The organism is Candidatus Thorarchaeota archaeon, from assembly GCA_013388835.1.
In the GTDB taxonomy this organism is placed as follows: domain Archaea; phylum Asgardarchaeota; class Thorarchaeia; order Thorarchaeales; family Thorarchaeaceae; genus JACAEL01.
On the sequence record JACAEL010000016.1, the window covers coordinates 1 to 18,633 of the forward strand.

Consider the following 18,633-nt stretch of genomic DNA (forward strand, 5'->3'; position numbering starts at 1 on the left):
AAGAAGCCTGCAAAGAAGACCTCAGAGAAGAAGCCTGCAAAGAAGCCCGCAGAGAAGAAGCCTACAAAGAAGCCCGCAGAGACGGGACCAGTGGTCAAGCAACCAGTCCAGAAGCCCCCTACAAAGACATCCACCAAGCGCGAAGGTGGAACCGCACCTGAGATTCCTCCCAGCCAGTCTCTCTCCAACCTGCCCGGTGTCGGAGAGAAGCTCCAGTTGCGTCTGCATGAGTCCGGATACTATACTATTGACCAGATATCGCGTGCGAGGGCAGAGAGTCTCTGCAAGAAGGTGGAAGGTCTTGCAATGCAAAGTGCCGTACGACTCATCCAGTCTGCGAAGTCGTACATGTCCCACTTGGCATCTGAATCCCCGCCCGATGAGGCTGCTGAGAGTCCAGTAGAGACCAGTCTTGAATCAACTCTGAAGAGCATCCCCGGAATTGGTCCAAAGCTCGAGCTCAAGCTTCGCGAGGCCGGCTACTCATCGGTCCCGCGACTATCACGCTCCCACCCTGAAAGCTTGGCGGCGACGATTGACGGCCTCAGTGTTCAGAAGGCAAGGGAGATTGTCGAAGCTGCGAAGGAGGTCGTTCGCAGACAACAGATGGATACCGTTATGGAGCGCATCACCCCTCCAGCCGCTCAAGTCACAGAAGAGAAGAAGGATGTTGAGAAGAGACCCGTGCCAGAGACAGAATCCAAGCCAGAAAGACGCGATGACAAGGCGTCGAAGAGTTCAGCTTCCGTGTTGACAGTTGGGCCTTCATCCCGAGCCCCTTCTACTGCGGCTCGTATGAAGAGCGGTGTGAAATCGAGAGTTCCCAAGGCTGAGAAACCGAAGCCCAAGCGAACGAAGTCGAATCTGCCAGTTCCTGAGCCAGTCCTAGAGCTCCAAGAAGAGATGAAGCTGAAGTGGACATCACCATCAGCAGCGGCGCAAATTCCACAGGTTCAGGAGACCGTCGAGGTAGTCAACCTGGATAGCAGGGAGACAATGGAACTCCTTGTGCAGGAGGCAATTGAGATACTGAACGAGACCATGACCACTGGACGGCCTGCGTTTGAGATTCCGAGCCGCTCGAGTGAGAACATAGTATGGGATGAGGTTCGTGATCTGTTGCTCCTCGGCATGAAGACCGTCTCCCGCCCGTATCACTCGCTTGCGTCGGTCGTAGACGCCACTCGGACAGCTAGGGTCATGGAGATTGTCTTTCAGTTACTGCGGGCAAATCTACACGCCACCAAACGTGAGATATACTACAGTGACGTCAACCTATTCAGAGACCAGAAGTACAGCGACAAGATAATCGAGGATGTTGCCTCGATGCTGTCAACCACCAGGGACAGCGTCCATGTGGTGGCGTCGGCGAGAGGATCTGCTATGGGCCGAGTCCTCATCCGTGATGGCGGTGACACGATTGACCTCACGAAGATGGGTACTGGTGGATGGGCAATTACCCCCTTCCTAGACCAGGTGGAGATCATCGAGAGCGATGCGGAGTTCATTCTTCTCTCTGAGAAGGACGCTGCTGTCATGCGTCTGGCTGAGGCCAAGTACTGGAACCGACAGCCGTGCATTGTCATCACCGGAAAGGGTTCTGGGGACATGGCAACACGTATGTTTCTGAAGCGGCTGGTGAAGGAACTGGAGATTCCTGCCTTCGCTCTCGTTGACTCAGACCCATACGGTCACTACATCTATTCGGTGTTTCTAAGAGGTAGCAAGCGTCTCAGCTACGAGTCGCCCTTCATAGCAACTCCCGAATTGAAGCTCCTTGGTGTGCTGAGCCGAGACCTTGACGAGTACAACATTCCCAAGTCGGTCAGGATTCCGATGGAGCCTGCTGACGTGAAGCGCGTCAAGGACATGCTCAAAGAGCCGTTCGTAAAGGCCAACAACCGGTGGGTGGACGACTTGGAGCTGATGCTGCGAATAAAGGAGAAAGCTGAGATACAGGCGTTCGCAAGTCACAGCTTCGAGTATCTTGTGGACGAGTATCTGCCCCGAAAACTGGAGACCGGTGACTGGATCTAGTGTGATGAAGGGGACTCTGACACGGTCTGTTTCCATGAGGCGAGTATGCACTGATACTGGCATGCTATGGCAACCACAAGGGGCGGCCTAAGAACAACCATCTCTCAAGCGGCTGGCTACATGAGCTGACATGATGTCTCTCATGCCTTGCGTATCTTCCGTTCCAGACCCTTGAGCCGCTTGGTGTCGTCTCCGGCCTTGTACTTCTCTGCAGACTGCTGATACTTGGACAATGCCTCTCGGGTCTGACCCTTCTTCGCGAGAGCATCCCCCTCGTCCTCGAGGGCCTTCCCCCATGCAGCATAGCAGTCGCGAACGCGCTCGGCAGCTTTTGCCCTCATCTTGGCGTCATCCGTGAGCATATAGAGTTCTCTGGCCTTCTTGAACTGAACAATGGCCCACTCGAATTCAGAGTCCTTCAGGTGACGTTCTGCCTCATAGTAGTGGAAGGCAGCCATTGCTATGTATCCCTCATCTACTCGTCTCTTGGCTTCCTCAATGAGCTTGGCATTGCCAGTCTTCTCGTACAGCATGCGTGCCTTCTCAAAAGCATCGATTGCCTTCTCATGTTCGTTCGACTTCAACAGTTGAATGCCTTGTTCTGTCCTTGCTCTTGCCATCGCCTCGTAGACGTAGTCCGGATAGACAAACCCATCACCAGTGACGAGTGCGCCGCAGCTGGGGCATGGAGGGACTTCTATCTCCTTCACTCGGACTTTGCCGGATATGCCACTGGGTCTACCAACGACTGCATCGACGAAGTCTCTTGAGGTCGTTCCTCTGCCGGAAGGAAACAAGTGTGACATGGCTTCGGCCGTGGTTTCATCTTCCTCGCGAGGAAAGAGGTGTTCTCTGACAGACTCCGATGGTTCGGGTTCATCAAGCACCACCGTTGGGGGAGCGACCTCCACAAAGGGATCCCCTTCACGGACGTCGTCCGGTGACAATTCAGTCATTGGAGAATCCGCCCAGTAGGCCGGTGGTTCGTCCGAATGTGACTCCGTCAGCAGATCTGACGTTCCTGTTTCTAGTTCTGATGTCCCCGGCGAAGCGTCTGAGTGTTCATCTGTGCCGTGTTCGTGACCAGTGTGAGATGACAGCGGCTCTTCCGGTACTATGAATCCATCGGTGTCCTCCATGTCGTCGTCTTCCAGCGGAGGTAGTGTATCGACTGTCTCATCGGTGATCTGACCGGTGTCGTCAGAATATGCCCGTGAGCTGCCTATCTCTCCAGCAAGGTAGTCCATCATTCTCCGCTCCAGCGTGTCGTCAGGCAACTCCTCCGGTAGTCCGAGCAATTCTTCATCTGAACTGTGTTCCTCTGTGGTGCCGTCAAGCTTGGCGCCGCAGTGTACGCACTGAGTCGACTCCTGTTTGACTGTCTTTCCGCAAAGTGGGCATACTCTGTCGTTCATTGTCTTGATTGGCCCCCTAGCGCACTTGGGTCTTGACGATGCCTTAATGAAGATGGGCAAGTGATGTACTAGGTCGCACTGTACGTACCTCAAGTTGTACTTTCATAAGGGTTGTTGGGATGTGGCCGTCATTCCTGTCTATTGGAAGAGCCACAGATAAGTCAGGGCAGTTATCGCCGCTCCAAGGAAAAGGCCAACCATACCCTGGCGTGCGGTGTGCTGTCGGAGTTTCACCCTTGACCAGACGATGGCACCCCAGACCAGCACCACCGGTGCTGCAGTCCACCCGTACATATAGACAAGTGCAGTACTTGGTCCTGCCGCTCCGGCGGCATGTACTGAGACCTTATACCTGAGAGTGGCTAGCATGACTCCTAGAGTCACCGTGAAGTAGGCTGCAGAGAGCACAGCCATGACGTGGCACTCGCCGACATAGTAGGCTGCGTATGCCGTCGCATAGCACATCAGCGCCCACAAGAAATACCACCCCCTCTTTGATCGATCGGACACATCAAGGTCGACGCGTCCTTGCCATGCGTCGTAGACTATTGGCACAACAGGTGCAATGACCATAAGGAACACACATAGAGTCAACACCGTGAGGGCGTCCAAAGTGGGGCCAAGTCCTATAGGTGATGTCAGTGAGACTACGAGTCCTGTATACAGATTGAAAAGAGGCGCTGGAGTCAGCCTTGATATCAAGCGAGACACAGTTACACTTCGACCGGTGAGGTCGAATGCCTCATCACCATACTTCATGACGGGCTACCCTTCGCCACGTCGTGAACCGTGACGTAGGGAAAAAGCTTTTCTTCAATGACGGAGCCCGTATCAGAGACTTACAGTCTGCGGTGTGGATGTGCCAATCATGCCTGCGATGCCAAAACGAGAGATTTTCGAACGCATTATTCAGAACTTGACAAGCAAGTTCCCTGATGTCTATGCAGCACTCTTCATCAGCCCGGAAGGGTTTCCGATAAACACATGGGGGGTCTCAATGGAACGAGCTGAGGAGATATCTGCCCTTCTAAGCGCGCTGATTGGCAAGACGAAGGAAGTGATCTGCCAAGTGCATGAGGGCAGCGACATGCAGTTCATTCAGATTCAGACAAGCCTCGGTGGCATCCGCATTGCGCCTCAGGATGAGTTCATCCTCGTCACAATGTCGTCAAACTGAGCAGATTCACATCACCGAGCGGATGCTTGACGCAAATCTGCCTGCCGGTCCCCGTAAGGTTCGACTCAGGTCCAAAGTAGTGCTTCACTATCAGTCATATTCGATGATAGCTCGGTGTTTCGACTCGTGCCATTTTTATACCACACCAAATGATTCATTGCTGGCCACTTGCTTGAAGCAAGAGTTGATGTCTTGCCCAAGCTTGATGGGAGGTCTTCACCATACCACCACGCAAGAAAGTTGCTGACGACCCGGGAGTTCCCGAGGACGTGGACTATGAGGATTTTGAACGCGAACCCGCCGAGGGTGAACCGGCCGAAACCGGTGAATTAGGCGACGAAGGTGTGACTGGCATCGATGTCACAGACCTTCCAGGCGTGGGTCCCGCGATTGGCAAGCGATTGGCTGAAGCTGGTTACAAGAGTGTCGAAGCCATCGCTGTCGCATCACCAAGCGAACTGGCAGCTGCAGGTGCCATAGGCGAGTCAACCGCGACAAAGATCATCAAGGCTGCCAGAGAGATGCTGGACATTGGCTTCGAGACTGCTGATATGTTCCTTGAACGACGTCGCAACGCAGGGCGAATAACCACTGGGTCGAAAGCCCTGGACGACATGTTTGGGGGCGGCATCGAGACCCAGAGCATCATTGAGATGTATGGTCAGTTCAAGTCCGGAAAGACACAGCTTGCGCATCAGCTTGCCGTGAACGTGCAACTGCCTCCAGAGAGAGGAGGACTTGGCGGCACCGCGATATACGTCGACACCGAAGGGACCTTCCGGCCCGAACGGCTTGTAGACATGGCAGAGCCTCTTGGTCTGAATCCGGCAACGGTTCTCAAGAACGTCGTCTGGGCACGCGCGTACAACTCAGACCATCAGATTCTCCTGTGCGAGCAGGCCATGGAGATGGCCCCGGAGAGAAACGCAAAGCTCCTGATAGTAGACTCGGTGACAGGCCATTTCAGAGCGGAGTACACAGGACGAGGAACACTGGCTCCAAGACAGCAGAAGCTCAACAAGCACCTCCATCACCTTCAGCGAGGTGCAGAGATAAACAACATGGCAGTCTATATCACGAACCAAGTGATGGCGAAACCCGATGCATTCTTCGGAGACCCTACAGCACCTGTTGGTGGACATGTCCTGGCTCATGTACCTCAGACCCGGTGTTATCTGAGGAAGGCCAAAGGTGACACACGAATCTGTCGTCTGGTCGACTCACCTAGTCTTCCCGAAGGAGAGGCAGTCTTTCTCGTCACGAAGGGCGGCATACGGGATGTCTAGTCGGAACACGTCTGCGCAGTCGAGACCGTGACGGAGCAGTTCCGACTGACACGATACGGGGAATGTACATCACGGTTCAGGTGAAGTCAGCTGCTCCTATGACCGAGAGAACGTTATCGTACCATCTCTCGAGACTCTGAGGGTCTGCCGGGTATTGAGCATAGAGCTTGATCATCTTATTCATCAGATGAGACGCTTTTTGTAGTTTCATCAGTAGTCCTATGCGCCCTGCTCCACGCTTTGCCCTTGCGAGCTTCTCAACGATTCCCAGCGATATCCCCTCTCCCCGGTTTGCAGCCATCAGGTCTTCTGGCTCCAAGATTCTCTTCCGGAAGCCGTAGTCCATGTCGTCATCCGACACTTGCTGAAGCAGCCTCCTGAATACCTCAAGCGATGCCAGCCGCTTTCCAAAGGCCGTCAGATACCTGAGGTTGTAGTGCCAGAGTCCCCTTGCTGATACATCCTTTCGTGCGATTGCCTCCTTGGCAACCTCACCAAGAACAGTGGCTGCTCTCATGCCTGGCCCCAGTCCTCCACCATGGATTGGATTGACTTGAAGGGCAGCATCTCCAACAAACATGACGCCATCGGCTACCAGACTCTTCAGAGGCCTACGAACGGGTACTGCTCCTCCCCCACCCTCCAGGACCTGACAATCATGGAAGAGTGGATATGAGTCACGGAATGAGTCGAAGTGAGACTTTGGTGACCCTCTGCCGCTCCCGCCGCAGATCCCGACACCTGCATTGACGACCAGTGGACCCTTTGGAAAGACCCAAGCGTAGCCGGAAGGTGCCACCTTGCCACCAAGCAGGACGCGTGCAACCTCCGGTTCGGCAAGAGGCATCTTGAGCCGAATTATCTCCCTGTAACAGAGTGCTATGTCTTCCTTGTCAATCCTGCCTTCAACCAGCGGCATGTCCAGCTTGTTGCGTATGACTCCGGCAAAGCCGCTCGCATCGACAACTATGTGCGTCCGCAGTGACACCTCTTCATCCTCCCCTATTCTCTTGTAGCACACACCGACTACGCGGTCGTTCTTGATGATAGGTTCGGTCACATGGCACTCGTCAATCAACTCGGCACCCATCGATAGCGCCTCGTCAAGGAGTCTCTGACCGAATGCGAGTCTGTCCACAGTCCAGCCGTCAAACTCCTTCCACCCCCTCACGCGCATTATGTTTGCCATGTCGGGCGGATACACATCTGCACCGGCGATGACACTCGCGACCTGATTGCCTGATGGGTAGTCTATTCCTGTTGCATCAAAGTGTGACTTGCTCACTTCATCGCCACAGACCTTGAGTCCGACCTGACTGCGTGGCTTTCTCTCGAGCAGAAGCGTCTTGAGTCCCATCTCTGCACATCTTCGGGCCGCGACACATCCCGCGGACCCGGCACCAACCACTATCACATCAGGTCGTTTCAAGGCTGTTCGGCTGAACTGATTGCTGCCTACGATATAAACCCGAGGGCATGACGTGGCGGCTCAGCAGACGTAACCGTTATCTTGAAACATAGATTGGTGGTGTCGGATGCAGGTACATGTCAAGTCTGGTTGTTGTCGGTCTGCAGTGGGGTGACGAAGGCAAGGGGAAAGTCGTTGACTTCCTGTCTGAGTCTTCCGATATTGTTGTCAGGTTTCAGGGCGGGAGCAATGCTGGTCACACAGTTGTTGTCGAAGGAAAGGCCCACAAGTTCAGAGTCATGCCCACAGGGATGCTTCGTGGCAAGAAGGGTGTCATTGGTAACGGTGTCGTTCTCGACCCCGCAGTGCTCATCCAGGAGATTGAGATGCTCAGGCAGACCGGTGTCGAACCTGACCTTCTCATCAGCGACCGGGTCCATCTAGTCACGCCCTTTCAGATTCAGGTCGATGCTCTGGAAGAAGAGGCAAGAGGTTCTGCTGGTATCGGCACCACGAAGCGGGGGATTGGACCGACTTACTCAGACAAGGTGTCAAGATACGGGGTCCGCCTGTGTGATATGCTCGGCGAGTCGAGTAGAGACAGATGGGATGTTCTGCGACGGTTCTCTTTGCTAAAGACTCGACAACTAAGCGGAGGTCGAGAGACTCAGAACGCCGAAGACTCTTACTACGACTACCATGAGAAGGTTCAACTCCTCTCACGTTACGTCGGTGACTCAGGAGAGTTCCTTCACTCTGCCATCGTTGCAGGCAAGAGAGTTCTGTTCGAGGGCGCACAAGGAACACTCCTCGATATCGACCACGGGACGTATCCCTTCGTCACGAGTTCGAGCTGTGTTGCGGCCTCTGCTTCAAGCGGGACGGGGGTAGGACCAGACCTGATTGGAGATGTAATGGGTGTCTACAAGGCATATGTGACAAGGGTCGGGTCGGGTCCGTTTCCAACTGAACTCTTGGACGCCACCGGTCAGCTGATTCGGGAGCGAGGCGGTGAGTTTGGCACAGTGACAGGCCGGCCGCGTAGATGTGGATGGCTTGATCTTGTTGCACTGAAGTATGCCGTCCGGGTCAATGGTGCTAAACACCTCTGCATGACAAAGGCAGATGTCCTTGGCGGTCTGTCCCCAATAAGAGTCTGCGTGGCCTATGAGATAGACGGAAGTGAGTGCAGTTCGTTTCCCAGCAGTCCTGAGAGGCTGTCCCGTGCCGTGCCTGTCCTTCAAGACTTCCGGGGATGGACCCTGGAAGGCAGCCGAGTCATCAGAGAGATCCCTGCAGGGCTGCGTGAGTATGTGGGCTTCATTGACTCGTTTGTTGGTCGTCCGACGACCCTGCTGTCCTATGGGCCTCAGCGAGAGCAGACGATAGATCTGAATCCGTCCTAGATGTGCTTGAACTCGATGATGACAATAGAGACTATGAGTATCATCACTATGATTCCCAGAATAGGCGGCATCCAGTTGAGGAAGAGCTCAAAGTAGTGGACAATTGCGGACGGCTCAAGAGCAATGGCGACTATATGAGCGTAAGCAAGTATGAAGCCGTACACCGCAAAGAGGGGATAGAGTATCGGTCCTCCGCTGACTACGAGGAGAAGTATCAGTACAGCAAGACGGCTCTTCGTAGGATCCAGCATTGGAACAGGGATTGTCTCCTCGTCGCTAAACTGGAAGTAGTAGCTTATCAGCAGTGTAGGTCTTCTGATTCGTATCAGTTCGAGTATCTGTATGCCCATCTGCACGGAGAGCATGAGGAACGTATGAACGAGCATGTAGGCCAAGATGAGGGCATTGACAGGCGGGATGTCTTCAACAAAGAGGCGGATACTCTCGATAACTCCCAGTAGAACACAGAAGTTCAAAAACATCAGTGCGATGTGACTGAGTAACCCCGTCAAGACCTGATAGCTTGTGGGCATGTTCCGTGCGCCAGTTGTACTGATAGATGTGCCCCTAAAGACCCTTTCTCTACCATTCTCGCTCCGGAACGACTATCTTGTGCAGTCCGGACTCGATTCCTGCGACCTCTCTCTGTTTCAGGACTGTACGATACACCAGCTCGCTGAACATCTCATCTATGTTCTGTCCTGTCTTTGCACTGGTTTCGTAGTGGAGCACACCGAGCCAGTCTCCTACCATCAATCCAGCTTCTGGGGGCACCAGCCTGTCAGGTCGGTCAATCTTGTTAGCAATGACTGCCACTACTGCATTGGGGCATACTGTGTGCAGTTTCGTGAACCACTCGCCTATGTCAAGAAACGTCTGAGGTCGTGTCACATCATAGACTATCATTGCCATTGAGGCACCTGCCATGTACCGTCTCCTGAGTTCATTGTATGTTGGTTGCCCTGCCAAGTCCCACAGGACGACCCTGGCAGTGACTCTTGAACCGTCTGGCATATCGACAGCCACCGTCTTGAGTGCGAAGGTAGTGCCGATTGTCATGATGTACCGCTCGCTAAAACTCCCTTCTGTCCACCTCTTGATGCAGCTGGTCTTTCCTACTGCCCCATCGCCGAGGGCGACCAGTTTGAACATGTGGGAAACCGGCTCCGCTGTCAAGTCAGGTGAACGCCCCGCAGTCATGACTATTGAATAGCCCATGTCTGTGCATTTAATGATTCTGGCGATGTCGTCGTCAAGTTATCCGTATGGGGAAGGCTTTTTTTGGTCGTTTGGACTCTTGAGGTGGAAGCAGAACCGGTGGTTGACTATGGCCGAGCAGTTCTTGAGTCGTCTTTCGGGCATCGAGAAGAGCATAGAAGAGCTCAATGACATGCTTAAGCGAATGGTGACAATCCTAAGCACCGTCACGGAAATCAAGTCTGAGATCAGGATTGCCAAGGTGGAGACGCTTGAGGCCATAAAGGCCAAGTCTTCTGGGGGTTCCGAGGCCAAGGCAACTGAAGAGCTCGTAAGCCTGATGGTTTCAGAACTCCAGTCCATCAAGGACCAGATTGTCACATCACTTGGCGATGTCTCACAGTCGGGAGCGTCGCGGGAAGTGACAAGGGCAAGTCAGGACACACAGGCTCAGATTGAAGCCCTGGGGACGAGCTTGCGTCAGATGCTTGAGGAGTTCAAGTACGAGATTCTCGAGGCGGTTACATCATCCCCGTCAGTTCAGGCCCCAATGCCGCCTGCTATCGAGACTCCTGCGCCGACACACGTCTATGAGACTCCAGCCGCGTCTGTGCGTGCGAGCAGTGCTGTCCCTCCGGACAAGGGCATGAAAGTCGCGGAGCAACTTGAGAAGGTGGTTCAGTCCCTCAAGATGGGCTGTCTTGCAGGTGACGTCCTTGACGTGATGCTTGCAGCCAAGACTGAAATAATGAAGTTCCTGCCCAGCGACCAAATCATGGTGAAGCTGGACAAGTGGGCCGGAGTCGTGAGCGCCTACTCGAAGCGGCACCAACTGCAGGCCAAGGACATCATGAAACTCAAGAAAGAAATCAAAGACGAGATTCCACGGTATGCTCCAGCCTAGTCCTCCGAGTCTGCTCCCTCTGCAATCAGATGCATTGTTGCCAGCACCCTGATGATATCTGTCGCGGAGACGACACCTATTGCGACATTTCCTTCCACTACGGGTATGTGCTTCTTTCCTGTCTGGTCCATTAGACTAACGACCTGCCAAAGACTTGAATCAGGCTCGACACTGACCACGGGAGCCGTCATTATGTCCTTCAGCGTAAGAGCATGGTACACCTCGTCTGAGAGCAGCTGAGCACCGATGATGTCTCTCTGTGTTACTATGCCCACCATCGCCTCACTCTTGGTCACAACGAGACTGCCGATGTCCTCTGCGGCCATGAGCCTTGCGGCTGACACTACAGGGGTGTCTTCGTCAGCTGTTATGAGCATCTCAGTCATGAAATCGCGGACTTTCATAGCACTCCACCGGAATGAGTCATGTCTTCATGCATACCTGCTGTGCGAGAGCCCTGTCAAGCAGTGTTGCGGCCACTCTCTCAAACAGACCGACGACGTTTGAGCCGGTCTTCGCTGAGGTCTCAAAGTAGTCCGCCTGAAGCCAGTCCCTAAGCATGTGTCCCGGTTCCACGGGAACCACCCTCTTGCCCACTAGATCAACCCTGTTGGCACAGATGAAGACTGCTGCGTCAGGGCACACCTCGCGAAACGCTTCATACCAGTTGTTCGTTGCCATGAATGTTTCCGGTCGCGTCACATCGTAGACAATAATGGCTGCTGATGCGCCCTTCATGTATTGCCTCCTGAGCTCCCGATAGGTGTCCTGACCACCCATGTCGCAGCATACAAGCCTCACAGGTCTTCTGTTCCCACCGCTAGCAGCGACTTCAACGTTCTTTGTCGCATGGGTTGCGTTGAGGGTCTGCTTGTACTCCTCCTCAAAGGCGCCCTCTATGTATCTCTTCACTAGGGATGTCTTTCCCACCCCGGCCTCACCGAGCATGACTACTCGGAATGTGTAGCCTTCGAAGGGCTCCAGTTCACCAGTAGTTCCCATGCCAGAGGCAGTGTTTTCCAGGTTCATCGGCGGTCCGCCCTACCCGTTAGCCACAGAAGGCCAGACATGCTTCATTCCAGTCTGATTCTTATATGTCTTCTTGGGAGATTGGCCCTACCAGACCCCGTCGTGCGGCAGATACAGCTCGAAGGCCACGACGGGACGGGCAATTGAGAACCTGGTGAGGACTTCCGGATGTACTTCTCCGAAGTAACCGATTGTCCTTCCAGCAGTCTTGATGATCCCGTTCCTTCCGCTGATGAACGACGGGTCCTCAGCTGCTTCAAAGGCATAATCGTCCGGTACCCCACCGTTCCTCAGAATGAATCCAATCTCGTTCAGCATGGCTGTCAGATTGACTTTGGAGTCGGTGACCAGGGCGCACACACACTGAATCTGTCTAGTGCGGGTTTCAGCCTCAGCATCGGGTACCACTACATCTCCCACCTCGAATATGCGCTGAGGAAAGTCCGCATGCTGGTTCTGCGCAGCAAAATCGAGTAGGACCGGAAGAAGCGAGTCTCTCAGGACTGAGTAGTCTCTGCTCTTCGGGTTGCTGGTGGTGACAATCGGCCGGTCTCGAAGCATCTTCTCTCCAAGGGTCTCCGGCGATGTCATCACATAGCTCAACACCTCCTGATACCCAACACCTATGAGAAGGTCTCTGAACTTGTTCTTGAGCCGTGTCACTGGCCGCAACTTGCCAGTTGTCATCGTGGTCGGGAAGGTGGGTTCTATATTGTCGAACCCATACCCAATGGCCACATCCTCAATGATATCGACCTTGTGAAGAATGTCCGTTCTGTAGGCGGGAATCTGGACTGTGACCGCATCCGACTTGCTTGAAGCTGCTCCATACCCCATCCTGTGAAGGCATCGAATCAAGCCCGCTGCGTCCATGTCGAGGCCAGTGAGCGTGATGACATCCTTCACATGTATTGTGGTCTTCTTTGGCTTGAGGTCTGGTGTCTCTTCGACTGTCCCATCTGGATAGTGAACTGTGACTGACTCGATTTCTCCTCCTCTCTCAGCTAAGGATGTCACCATTATGTTTAGCGCCTGCTGTACTGTCAGATGGTGTGTGCCCGTCACTTCAACAAAGATATTCGATGTTTCCTCGTTCACTCTTCCCAAGTCATTGCTGTTGATCACTGGAGGGAGACTCAGAATCTTGTTCGCGGAGTCCACCAGCACGGGCCACTTCTTGTGGGGGGCGATTATGGGACCGTAGGTCACCCCTTTGTCGTGTACTTGTAGAATCGTGGGGGCGTCCATCGTCACCTCATGACCAAGGGGAACGAACTTGATGTCTTCCGGCTTCCAGACCTCGTATCTGACGGGAAACTCAATCATGTCGTACACATAGAGTCCTATGCTAGCCTTGGTCCTGTTCCTCCCGTGTGTGTCGGTGAGTTTCTCTTGCAGGCGCATGTACTCTCTAATGAGTTCGTCGTCCACTTGGACACCCTTGACGGTCCCACAGGCGATGTAGCGCCTTATCTTCTCCAGTCCCTTTCCCACGATGACGCTCCTGTTGGACTTCTTCACAGAGAACGGTCGAAGCCCCGGGCTGACCTCAAGAAACGACCTCAGAGCCCTTGCCACTCCCTCGGTGGAAAGCATGTCTTGTCTGTCTGGGTTGATTTCAATCTCGACACTGCCGTCTTCCTTTCTTTGCGCTTCCGCCTTGAGCAGGAACAGAGCCGCTTCGAGTTCATCGTAACTGAGCGTTCTGCCTATCAGCTTCTGTAGCGCCTTCATATCACAGCCGACAATCACTCTCTAGCACCTCACGAACTGACTTCTCCTGAGCCAACTCAGATCCCTTGTGTGAAGCTCCCTTATGTCACTGATTCCCATTGAAGCCATGTACAGTCTTCCTGAACCAATGCCCCACGCCAAGACTGAGTCCCGGATGCCAAGCGGATGAGTGACCTCCGGCCTGAATATCCCTCCGGGTGCCACCTCTATCCATCCCAGGGTCTCGTGTTTGGCGTAACACTCAATCGAAGGCTCTGTGAAGGGGAACTGTCCCGGCTTGAACTTCATCTTCTTGATACCCACCCGGGTACAGATCTCCCGTATGTAGCCCATGAGGTCTCTCAGTGTGAGACCCTTGTCCATGATTATCCCCTCGCACTGATCGAACTCCTGCGCGTGCCTAGCACTGAGTGCCTCTGCACGGAAGTTCCGGTCTACGATAAACATCTTCTGGGGTGAGTCTCGGTGCTCCCACAGATACCTCATCGAAACCGGTGTAGTGTGCGACCTGAGGCACAGACGCGTAGCAATATCCCTGCTAAAAGCTGACTGCCAGCCAGTAGACCCCGTGTCCGCACCGTTTTCATGAACCGCCTTGACCGCTCTATAGTACTTCTCGTCTACTATGACACCGTGACTGTGAGGTTGGGTCACTCTAAACTGATCCTGCACTTCTCGGGCGACATGGTCCTGCGGAACAAAGAGCGTATCATTGTTCCAGAACTCGGTCTCCACATAGGGGCCGTACCACTCTGTGAATCCCAGACCGACAAGAATCTCCTTTAGCCAGTCATTGAACTCTGCATAGGGATGCTTTTTTCCATAGCTCACGAACGGTGGTCTGAGTGTGACATTGTAGGGCTTGAAGGTCCTGCCCCGCCAGCCTCCACTTGCCAACAGTTCTGGGGTCAGGTCCGTCAGGGCCTCCTCTACCGAACGAAGTGTGTTCTCCGCCCACGCTTTCTTCTCCTGTGGTACGCACGCGTAGAAGGCTCTGGTCACGATCTGTGAGACAAGCTTCCTCTCGACGGCCTGATTCATGCCTTCTCGGAGTCGCTCGACGGCGGCGATATCGCCAGTTGCGATTGCCCTGAGTACTTCAGGTAGCTCCGACTTGATCTCGTCCGCTTGGGCGGTAATCAGTGTCGAACTCCCCTCCCTCTTGACCGCTATCGCCTTGAGCTTCGTGGCCCAATTCATGGCGACCCCCTTCGTCTTGTTGTCGAGTCCTGCAGCTGCAACGGCTTGCTCCATGAGAGCAGTTCCGCCTGACCCTTTGACAGCTCTGAACAGACGTATCTCAGGGAGACCCTCCGAGTCGTAGAGCCTTCCTTCCTCAGTGAGGGAATAGGAAATCATCTCTCGGCTTTCCAGCATGACAATCCCCTTCTCTGCCAGAGCGTGAAGTATGGACGTTATCCTGTCCTCTCTGTCGCCGAGCTCAGAAGCCATCTCTCGAGCGCTCACTGTACTGGAGTGCTTCAGCAGAGACGTCAGTACCTTTCTCTCTCCTTCTGTCAACTGTGTCTGTTCAGTCATTGTGTCAGCCCTTCGTGCTGTCAAGGTTCAGGTCGTACAACGATGCGGACCACCCACTGTCCCGGAACGAAAACAAGACCCTTACGCTGTGGTAAATTGGCGGTGATCCATCCGTCCTGCACCTGCAGGCTCTTGCACCGTTCGGTCCCCCTTTTTAACGTGTCGCCGTTATTGGTGTATCTCTGTCGCAACGTTCAAATACGCGCTTCGAACCCACGCTTGAGGTCTCGGCGCCTACTTCTGTACCCGTGCGACCCATCCAAGACCTCCTTGAGGCAGAGGCATTGACACTCACAAAACACCAGCTGAAGAAGAAGATATCCGAGCTCAAGGCGTATCAGGGCCGCCACAGCTCTTTTACGACGCTCTACATTCCACCAGACAAGAACCTGGTAGACATAATGAGCTTCATTCGCACCGAGATTGCCGGTGCCGAGAACATCAAGGACAAGATCAACCGAAAGAATGTACAGGAGAACCTCACTGCTATCCTTAACGAGCTCACGAAGATCTCGAGGCTTCCTGAGAACGGGATGGTATTCTTCTACGGGATTGAGGATCAGGGCGGCACGCCGTCGGTCATTCGGGAGATTGTAGTCCCCCCTGCGCCAATCTCACAGTTTGTCTACATCTGCGGTCGCGAGTTTGTCACCGACGAACTTGAACGAATGACCGAGCCCCGGAGTATGATTGTCATTGTCCTGCTGGAAGGCGGAAAGGTCACAATCGGGTATCTTCGAGGCAAGCGGGTCGAACTAGTCCGGGACGAGGACTACTTCATCATAGGCAAGACGAGGGCTGGTGGTCAGAGTGCCAGGCGATATGAGCGCATCCGCGAGGAGAAACTGCTCGAGTTCTTTCGCCATGTTGGAAGACTGCTCAGCGAGCTGCTCCTGGACAAGTTGGACTCTGTGGATGCGATAGTCCTTGGTGGCAACACCATAAGAGCACAAGAGTTCCTTGAAAAGGGAGAACTCGACTACCGGATTAGACAGAAGATTGCGGACACCATTATCCCCGTCGGCATCATTGATGAGACCGGTCTCTTTCAGGCCGTGAAGGAAGCTTCAAGGATAATGAAGGAGACCGAGGTCTATCAGGAACGGGTCGAATGGGAGTCCTTCATGCAGGACCTGATGAGAGGTCTCAACACAGTCACTTATGGTGCCAATGAGGTGATGGAGGCTCTCAAGGCTGGACGTGTTCAGACCCTGCTCATTGTCGAGGGCTCACCACTGTTCGACGAGCTGGCCGACGAGGCTCCAAAGTATGGTTCTGACATAATCGTGTTTAGCAATCAGACTGAGTCCGGCGCTCAGCTGAAGGGTTTCGGTGGGATTGCAGCAAGACTTCGCTGGTAGTCTACTCCCTCGGGGTCTTTGGCAGTTCTCTAATGCTCTGGATGTCAATGAGCCATCCGGACAGTTCTCTGCCTATCTCCTCCACGTATGCAAGGAGGACTTCCTGATACCGATGCAGGTACTCCTGCTTGAGCTTCTTCTTCTTGTCTACGTAATCGGTCACTCGTCTGGGCAGCCCTACAGACCACTTACGGAGGACGAGTTCGACCTTTCTGTCCTTCAACATCTTGGAAGCAAGTCTGCTCTTTCTCTGTAGCTCGATCAGTTCGTCGAGTGTTCTCTGTACTGCTATGACTGCTGCCACAAGTTGTTTGACATCAGCTTTCACATCGGGTTCTGAGGTGGTGTAGAAGACCTCTTTGAGCTGGCGTTTCGCGACGACAACGCGCCCGAGAAAGACACGCAGTTCTTGCATGGCCTTTTCATGACAGGGACCGAGATGACTCTTTTGGCTGGGGGCCTATCGTGTGAGCGAGCGATTACACCTGCCATCATGACCATAGGGACACCTCAAGCATCTGTCCTTACGGGTTGACGCCCGGGGTGGTCTGCCCTCGAACCAGACTTGGTCCAGCTTCCTGATGGCTCGCTCAACGGGACCTCGTCTGAACTTCTTCGTGTAGACTCTGGCTGAGCGACACTTGAGACAGAATGCCGGTCCTTGCCGAACACATCGCTCTGCTTCGTCTTGCAGACAGTAGATGACGACTAGTCGCGTGTTTCTGCAGGAGACCCCGGTGTCTAGGAGGGCGAGTGTGTATAGCCCGGCCTGAAACGCATCCTCCTCTCGCATCTCCCTTGGAAGGTGTTTCACGGTGAACTTCCTCTCTATCATGACATCTAGGACCGGGACCTCTTCCCTGTGGAACACTGCCTGGTCGAATCTGCCTCTGAAGTGATGTGTCGTTGAGAGAACACTCTGCTCTGAGAATAGGTACTTCGCACCTGCGCTTAGGTGGGCCGGCGGTCTGCTAAGAAAGGTGTGTAGGTCCCACGGGGCCGGGACCGCCCCCCGAATCAGTGCTCTGATTCCTCCAGGCCGTCCTCCCCTCATCAAGTATCCTGCGGCCAGCACGCCGACAATGAACACCGCAAGCAGAAATGTGTCCAACATGAAGCGTCTTCACCACATTATCCACAGAATCGCCGCTACAATGGCGACCACGATGATCAAGATGAGCAGGGGCCCATTCGGCGCAGTCATGTCGTGGACAGCCAATGGGTGCTGATGCAGGGCAGAACCGCGTGCTGCAGCTCTGGAAGGTTCATTTCCGTGCCTCTGTTCCAAGTAGTATCTATACTCGCAGAAATACTGCGTTCTGAGGTCACTCACATCGCGGTAAGTGCCGGGGCTGGTTGTGTCATGCGTCATGCAGGTCTGTACTCCTATCTCGTCCCCTCCTGAAAAAGGGCACCATGTCCGTCTCTCTTGCGTGTTGTGCTTTTGGACTCACACGACCGAGCTTTATTTATATCTGGGAGCACTAGTCGATACATATCTGAAGGGTCATTTCAATCTCGTCGTGGAAGAAAGCTCAAGGTGTGCTGAACGACATGTCCAAAGAGAACTCGTATGATGGGGCGACTGCTGGTCGCGTATTAGTCTTCAACGACTCCGGGAGCATCAGCTTTCCTCAGTCATTCAGACAGGCCCTGGGGACCGATTTTGGGCTAATGGTCTTATCGTACAAGGAGCGCACCATCAAGATTTTTCCGATGGCCGCTAAGGATCCCAAGTTCCTGAGTATTGAGATAAGCAAGCTGAGTAACGATTTCCTGACACGGCTGTCGCAGGTCTTCAAGAGCGCTGGGCTTGTAGACCTTCTCTATTCAACGGGCGTCTGTCTCAGAGGCACACGCTGTTTCTACGAGTGCTACTTTGCACCGGAGCAGCTCGTGGTGTCGCCAAAGGAACTCAAGGACTCGCTTGAGAGCCTTGAGGGCGTGAAGGCCGTCCTTATCGAAACTGTCAGCAAGTAGCAGACACCTGCCGTCTGTCAGACGAAACAGGGCTGAGAAATGCAGGACCTCGCAACTTGGGTCACAGAGCTAATCATGCAGGGGTATCTGGGGCTGTTCATCGCATGCTTTGCCATCAACATGATTCCATTCCTGAGCCCGAGCAACATGGTCCTTGCCG

Annotated in this window: 19 protein-coding genes; 7 read left to right on the top strand and 12 right to left on the bottom strand. The window is 54.0% G+C overall.

Translation table 11 applies throughout. The features are described 5' to 3' along the window. On the top strand, window positions 1-2,037 hold a 2,037-nt coding region (locus HXY34_03315), incomplete at its 5' end, for a hypothetical protein (GenBank protein ID NWF95148.1). A gap of 140 nt (window positions 2,038-2,177) precedes the next feature. Here the strand turns inward: HXY34_03315 and HXY34_03320 are convergent. Both HXY34_03320 and HXY34_03325 read right to left on the bottom strand, forming a co-directional pair. Next, on the bottom strand, window positions 2,178-3,545 hold the full coding sequence (locus tag HXY34_03320) for a hypothetical protein (GenBank protein ID NWF95149.1): 1,368 nt from the start codon (window positions 3,543-3,545) through the stop codon (window positions 2,178-2,180). A gap of 45 nt (window positions 3,546-3,590) precedes the next feature. Then, a complete protein-coding gene (locus HXY34_03325) occupies window positions 3,591-4,025 on the bottom strand; it encodes a hypothetical protein (protein ID NWF95150.1) in 435 nt (144 codons plus the stop codon). 295 nt (window positions 4,026-4,320) lie between these two features. On the opposite strand from HXY34_03325, the gene HXY34_03330 reads away from it, so the two are divergent. Together HXY34_03330 and radA are read left to right on the top strand one after the other, a co-directional pair. Next, window positions 4,321-4,629 (top strand): roadblock/LC7 domain-containing protein, encoded by a 309-nt coding sequence (locus tag HXY34_03330; GenBank protein NWF95151.1) that lies wholly within the window; start codon window positions 4,321-4,323, stop codon window positions 4,627-4,629. Window positions 4,630-4,898: 269 nt separating this feature from the next. Next, window positions 4,899-5,915 carry a DNA repair and recombination protein RadA gene (radA, locus tag HXY34_03335; protein ID NWF95152.1) on the top strand — a complete coding sequence of 339 codons (1,017 nt, stop codon included), beginning with the start codon at window positions 4,899-4,901 and terminating at the stop codon, window positions 5,913-5,915. Between the two features lie 76 nt (window positions 5,916-5,991). Here radA and HXY34_03340 read toward each other — a convergent pair whose 3' ends face one another. Next, entirely contained in the window at window positions 5,992-7,344 is a 1,353-nt protein-coding gene (locus tag HXY34_03340) for a geranylgeranyl reductase family protein (GenBank protein NWF95153.1), read from the bottom strand. A gap of 116 nt (window positions 7,345-7,460) precedes the next feature. Between HXY34_03340 and HXY34_03345 the strand changes: the two genes are divergently transcribed. After that, the gene (locus tag HXY34_03345) at window positions 7,461-8,729 is read left to right on the top strand and encodes an adenylosuccinate synthase (protein NWF95154.1); all 1,269 of its coding nucleotides are present in this window, start codon (window positions 7,461-7,463) and stop codon (window positions 8,727-8,729) included. Here HXY34_03345 and HXY34_03350 read toward each other — a convergent pair. Continuing rightward, on the bottom strand, window positions 8,726-9,262 hold the full coding sequence (locus HXY34_03350; protein ID NWF95155.1) for a hypothetical protein: 537 nt from the start codon (window positions 9,260-9,262) through the stop codon (window positions 8,726-8,728). The genes HXY34_03345 and HXY34_03350 overlap by 4 nt on opposite strands. A gap of 49 nt (window positions 9,263-9,311) precedes the next feature. Beyond that, on the bottom strand, window positions 9,312-9,881 hold the full coding sequence (locus tag HXY34_03355; protein ID NWF95156.1) for a GTP-binding protein: 570 nt from the start codon (window positions 9,879-9,881) through the stop codon (window positions 9,312-9,314). Between the two features lie 175 nt (window positions 9,882-10,056). Between HXY34_03355 and HXY34_03360 the strand changes: the two genes are divergently transcribed. Beyond that, window positions 10,057-10,830 (top strand): hypothetical protein, encoded by a 774-nt coding sequence (locus HXY34_03360; GenBank protein NWF95157.1) that lies wholly within the window; start codon window positions 10,057-10,059, stop codon window positions 10,828-10,830. Here the strand turns inward: HXY34_03360 and HXY34_03365 are convergent. From HXY34_03365 to HXY34_03380, 4 genes are all read right to left on the bottom strand, one after another. After that, window positions 10,827-11,234, bottom strand: a complete 408-nt coding sequence (locus HXY34_03365; GenBank protein ID NWF95158.1) for a CBS domain-containing protein — start codon at window positions 11,232-11,234, stop codon at window positions 10,827-10,829. The two genes, HXY34_03360 and HXY34_03365, sit on opposite strands and share 4 nt — an antisense overlap. A gap of 19 nt (window positions 11,235-11,253) precedes the next feature. Next, on the bottom strand, window positions 11,254-11,859 hold the full coding sequence (locus HXY34_03370) for a GTP-binding protein (GenBank protein NWF95159.1): 606 nt from the start codon (window positions 11,857-11,859) through the stop codon (window positions 11,254-11,256). Window positions 11,860-11,946: 87 nt separating this feature from the next. Further along, window positions 11,947-13,593 carry a phenylalanine--tRNA ligase subunit beta gene (locus HXY34_03375; protein NWF95160.1) on the bottom strand — a complete coding sequence of 549 codons (1,647 nt, stop codon included), beginning with the start codon at window positions 13,591-13,593 and terminating at the stop codon, window positions 11,947-11,949. A 21-nt stretch (window positions 13,594-13,614) separates the two neighbouring features. Then, window positions 13,615-15,132, bottom strand: coding sequence for a phenylalanine--tRNA ligase subunit alpha (locus HXY34_03380; protein ID NWF95161.1), 1,518 nt, complete (start codon window positions 15,130-15,132; stop codon window positions 13,615-13,617). A 284-nt stretch (window positions 15,133-15,416) separates the two neighbouring features. Between HXY34_03380 and prf1 the strand changes: the two genes are divergently transcribed. Then, window positions 15,417-16,493, top strand: coding sequence for a peptide chain release factor 1 (gene prf1 / locus HXY34_03385; GenBank protein ID NWF95162.1), 1,077 nt, complete (start codon window positions 15,417-15,419; stop codon window positions 16,491-16,493). 1 nt (window position 16,494) lies between these two features. On the opposite strand, the gene HXY34_03390 is transcribed toward prf1, so the two are convergent. The 3 genes from HXY34_03390 to HXY34_03400 are packed head-to-tail and all read right to left on the bottom strand — an operon-like array spanning window position 16,495 to window position 17,865. Beyond that, window positions 16,495-16,908, bottom strand: a complete 414-nt coding sequence (locus tag HXY34_03390; protein ID NWF95163.1) for a hypothetical protein — start codon at window positions 16,906-16,908, stop codon at window positions 16,495-16,497. A 45-nt stretch (window positions 16,909-16,953) separates the two neighbouring features. Continuing rightward, entirely contained in the window at window positions 16,954-17,607 is a 654-nt protein-coding gene (locus tag HXY34_03395) for a hypothetical protein (GenBank protein NWF95164.1), read from the bottom strand. A gap of 9 nt (window positions 17,608-17,616) precedes the next feature. Continuing rightward, a complete protein-coding gene (locus HXY34_03400) occupies window positions 17,617-17,865 on the bottom strand; it encodes a hypothetical protein (protein NWF95165.1) in 249 nt (82 codons plus the stop codon). 182 nt (window positions 17,866-18,047) lie between these two features. On the opposite strand from HXY34_03400, the gene HXY34_03405 reads away from it, so the two are divergent. Then, a complete protein-coding gene (locus tag HXY34_03405) occupies window positions 18,048-18,473 on the top strand; it encodes a hypothetical protein (protein ID NWF95166.1) in 426 nt (141 codons plus the stop codon). Window positions 18,474-18,633: the final 160 nt, after the last annotated feature.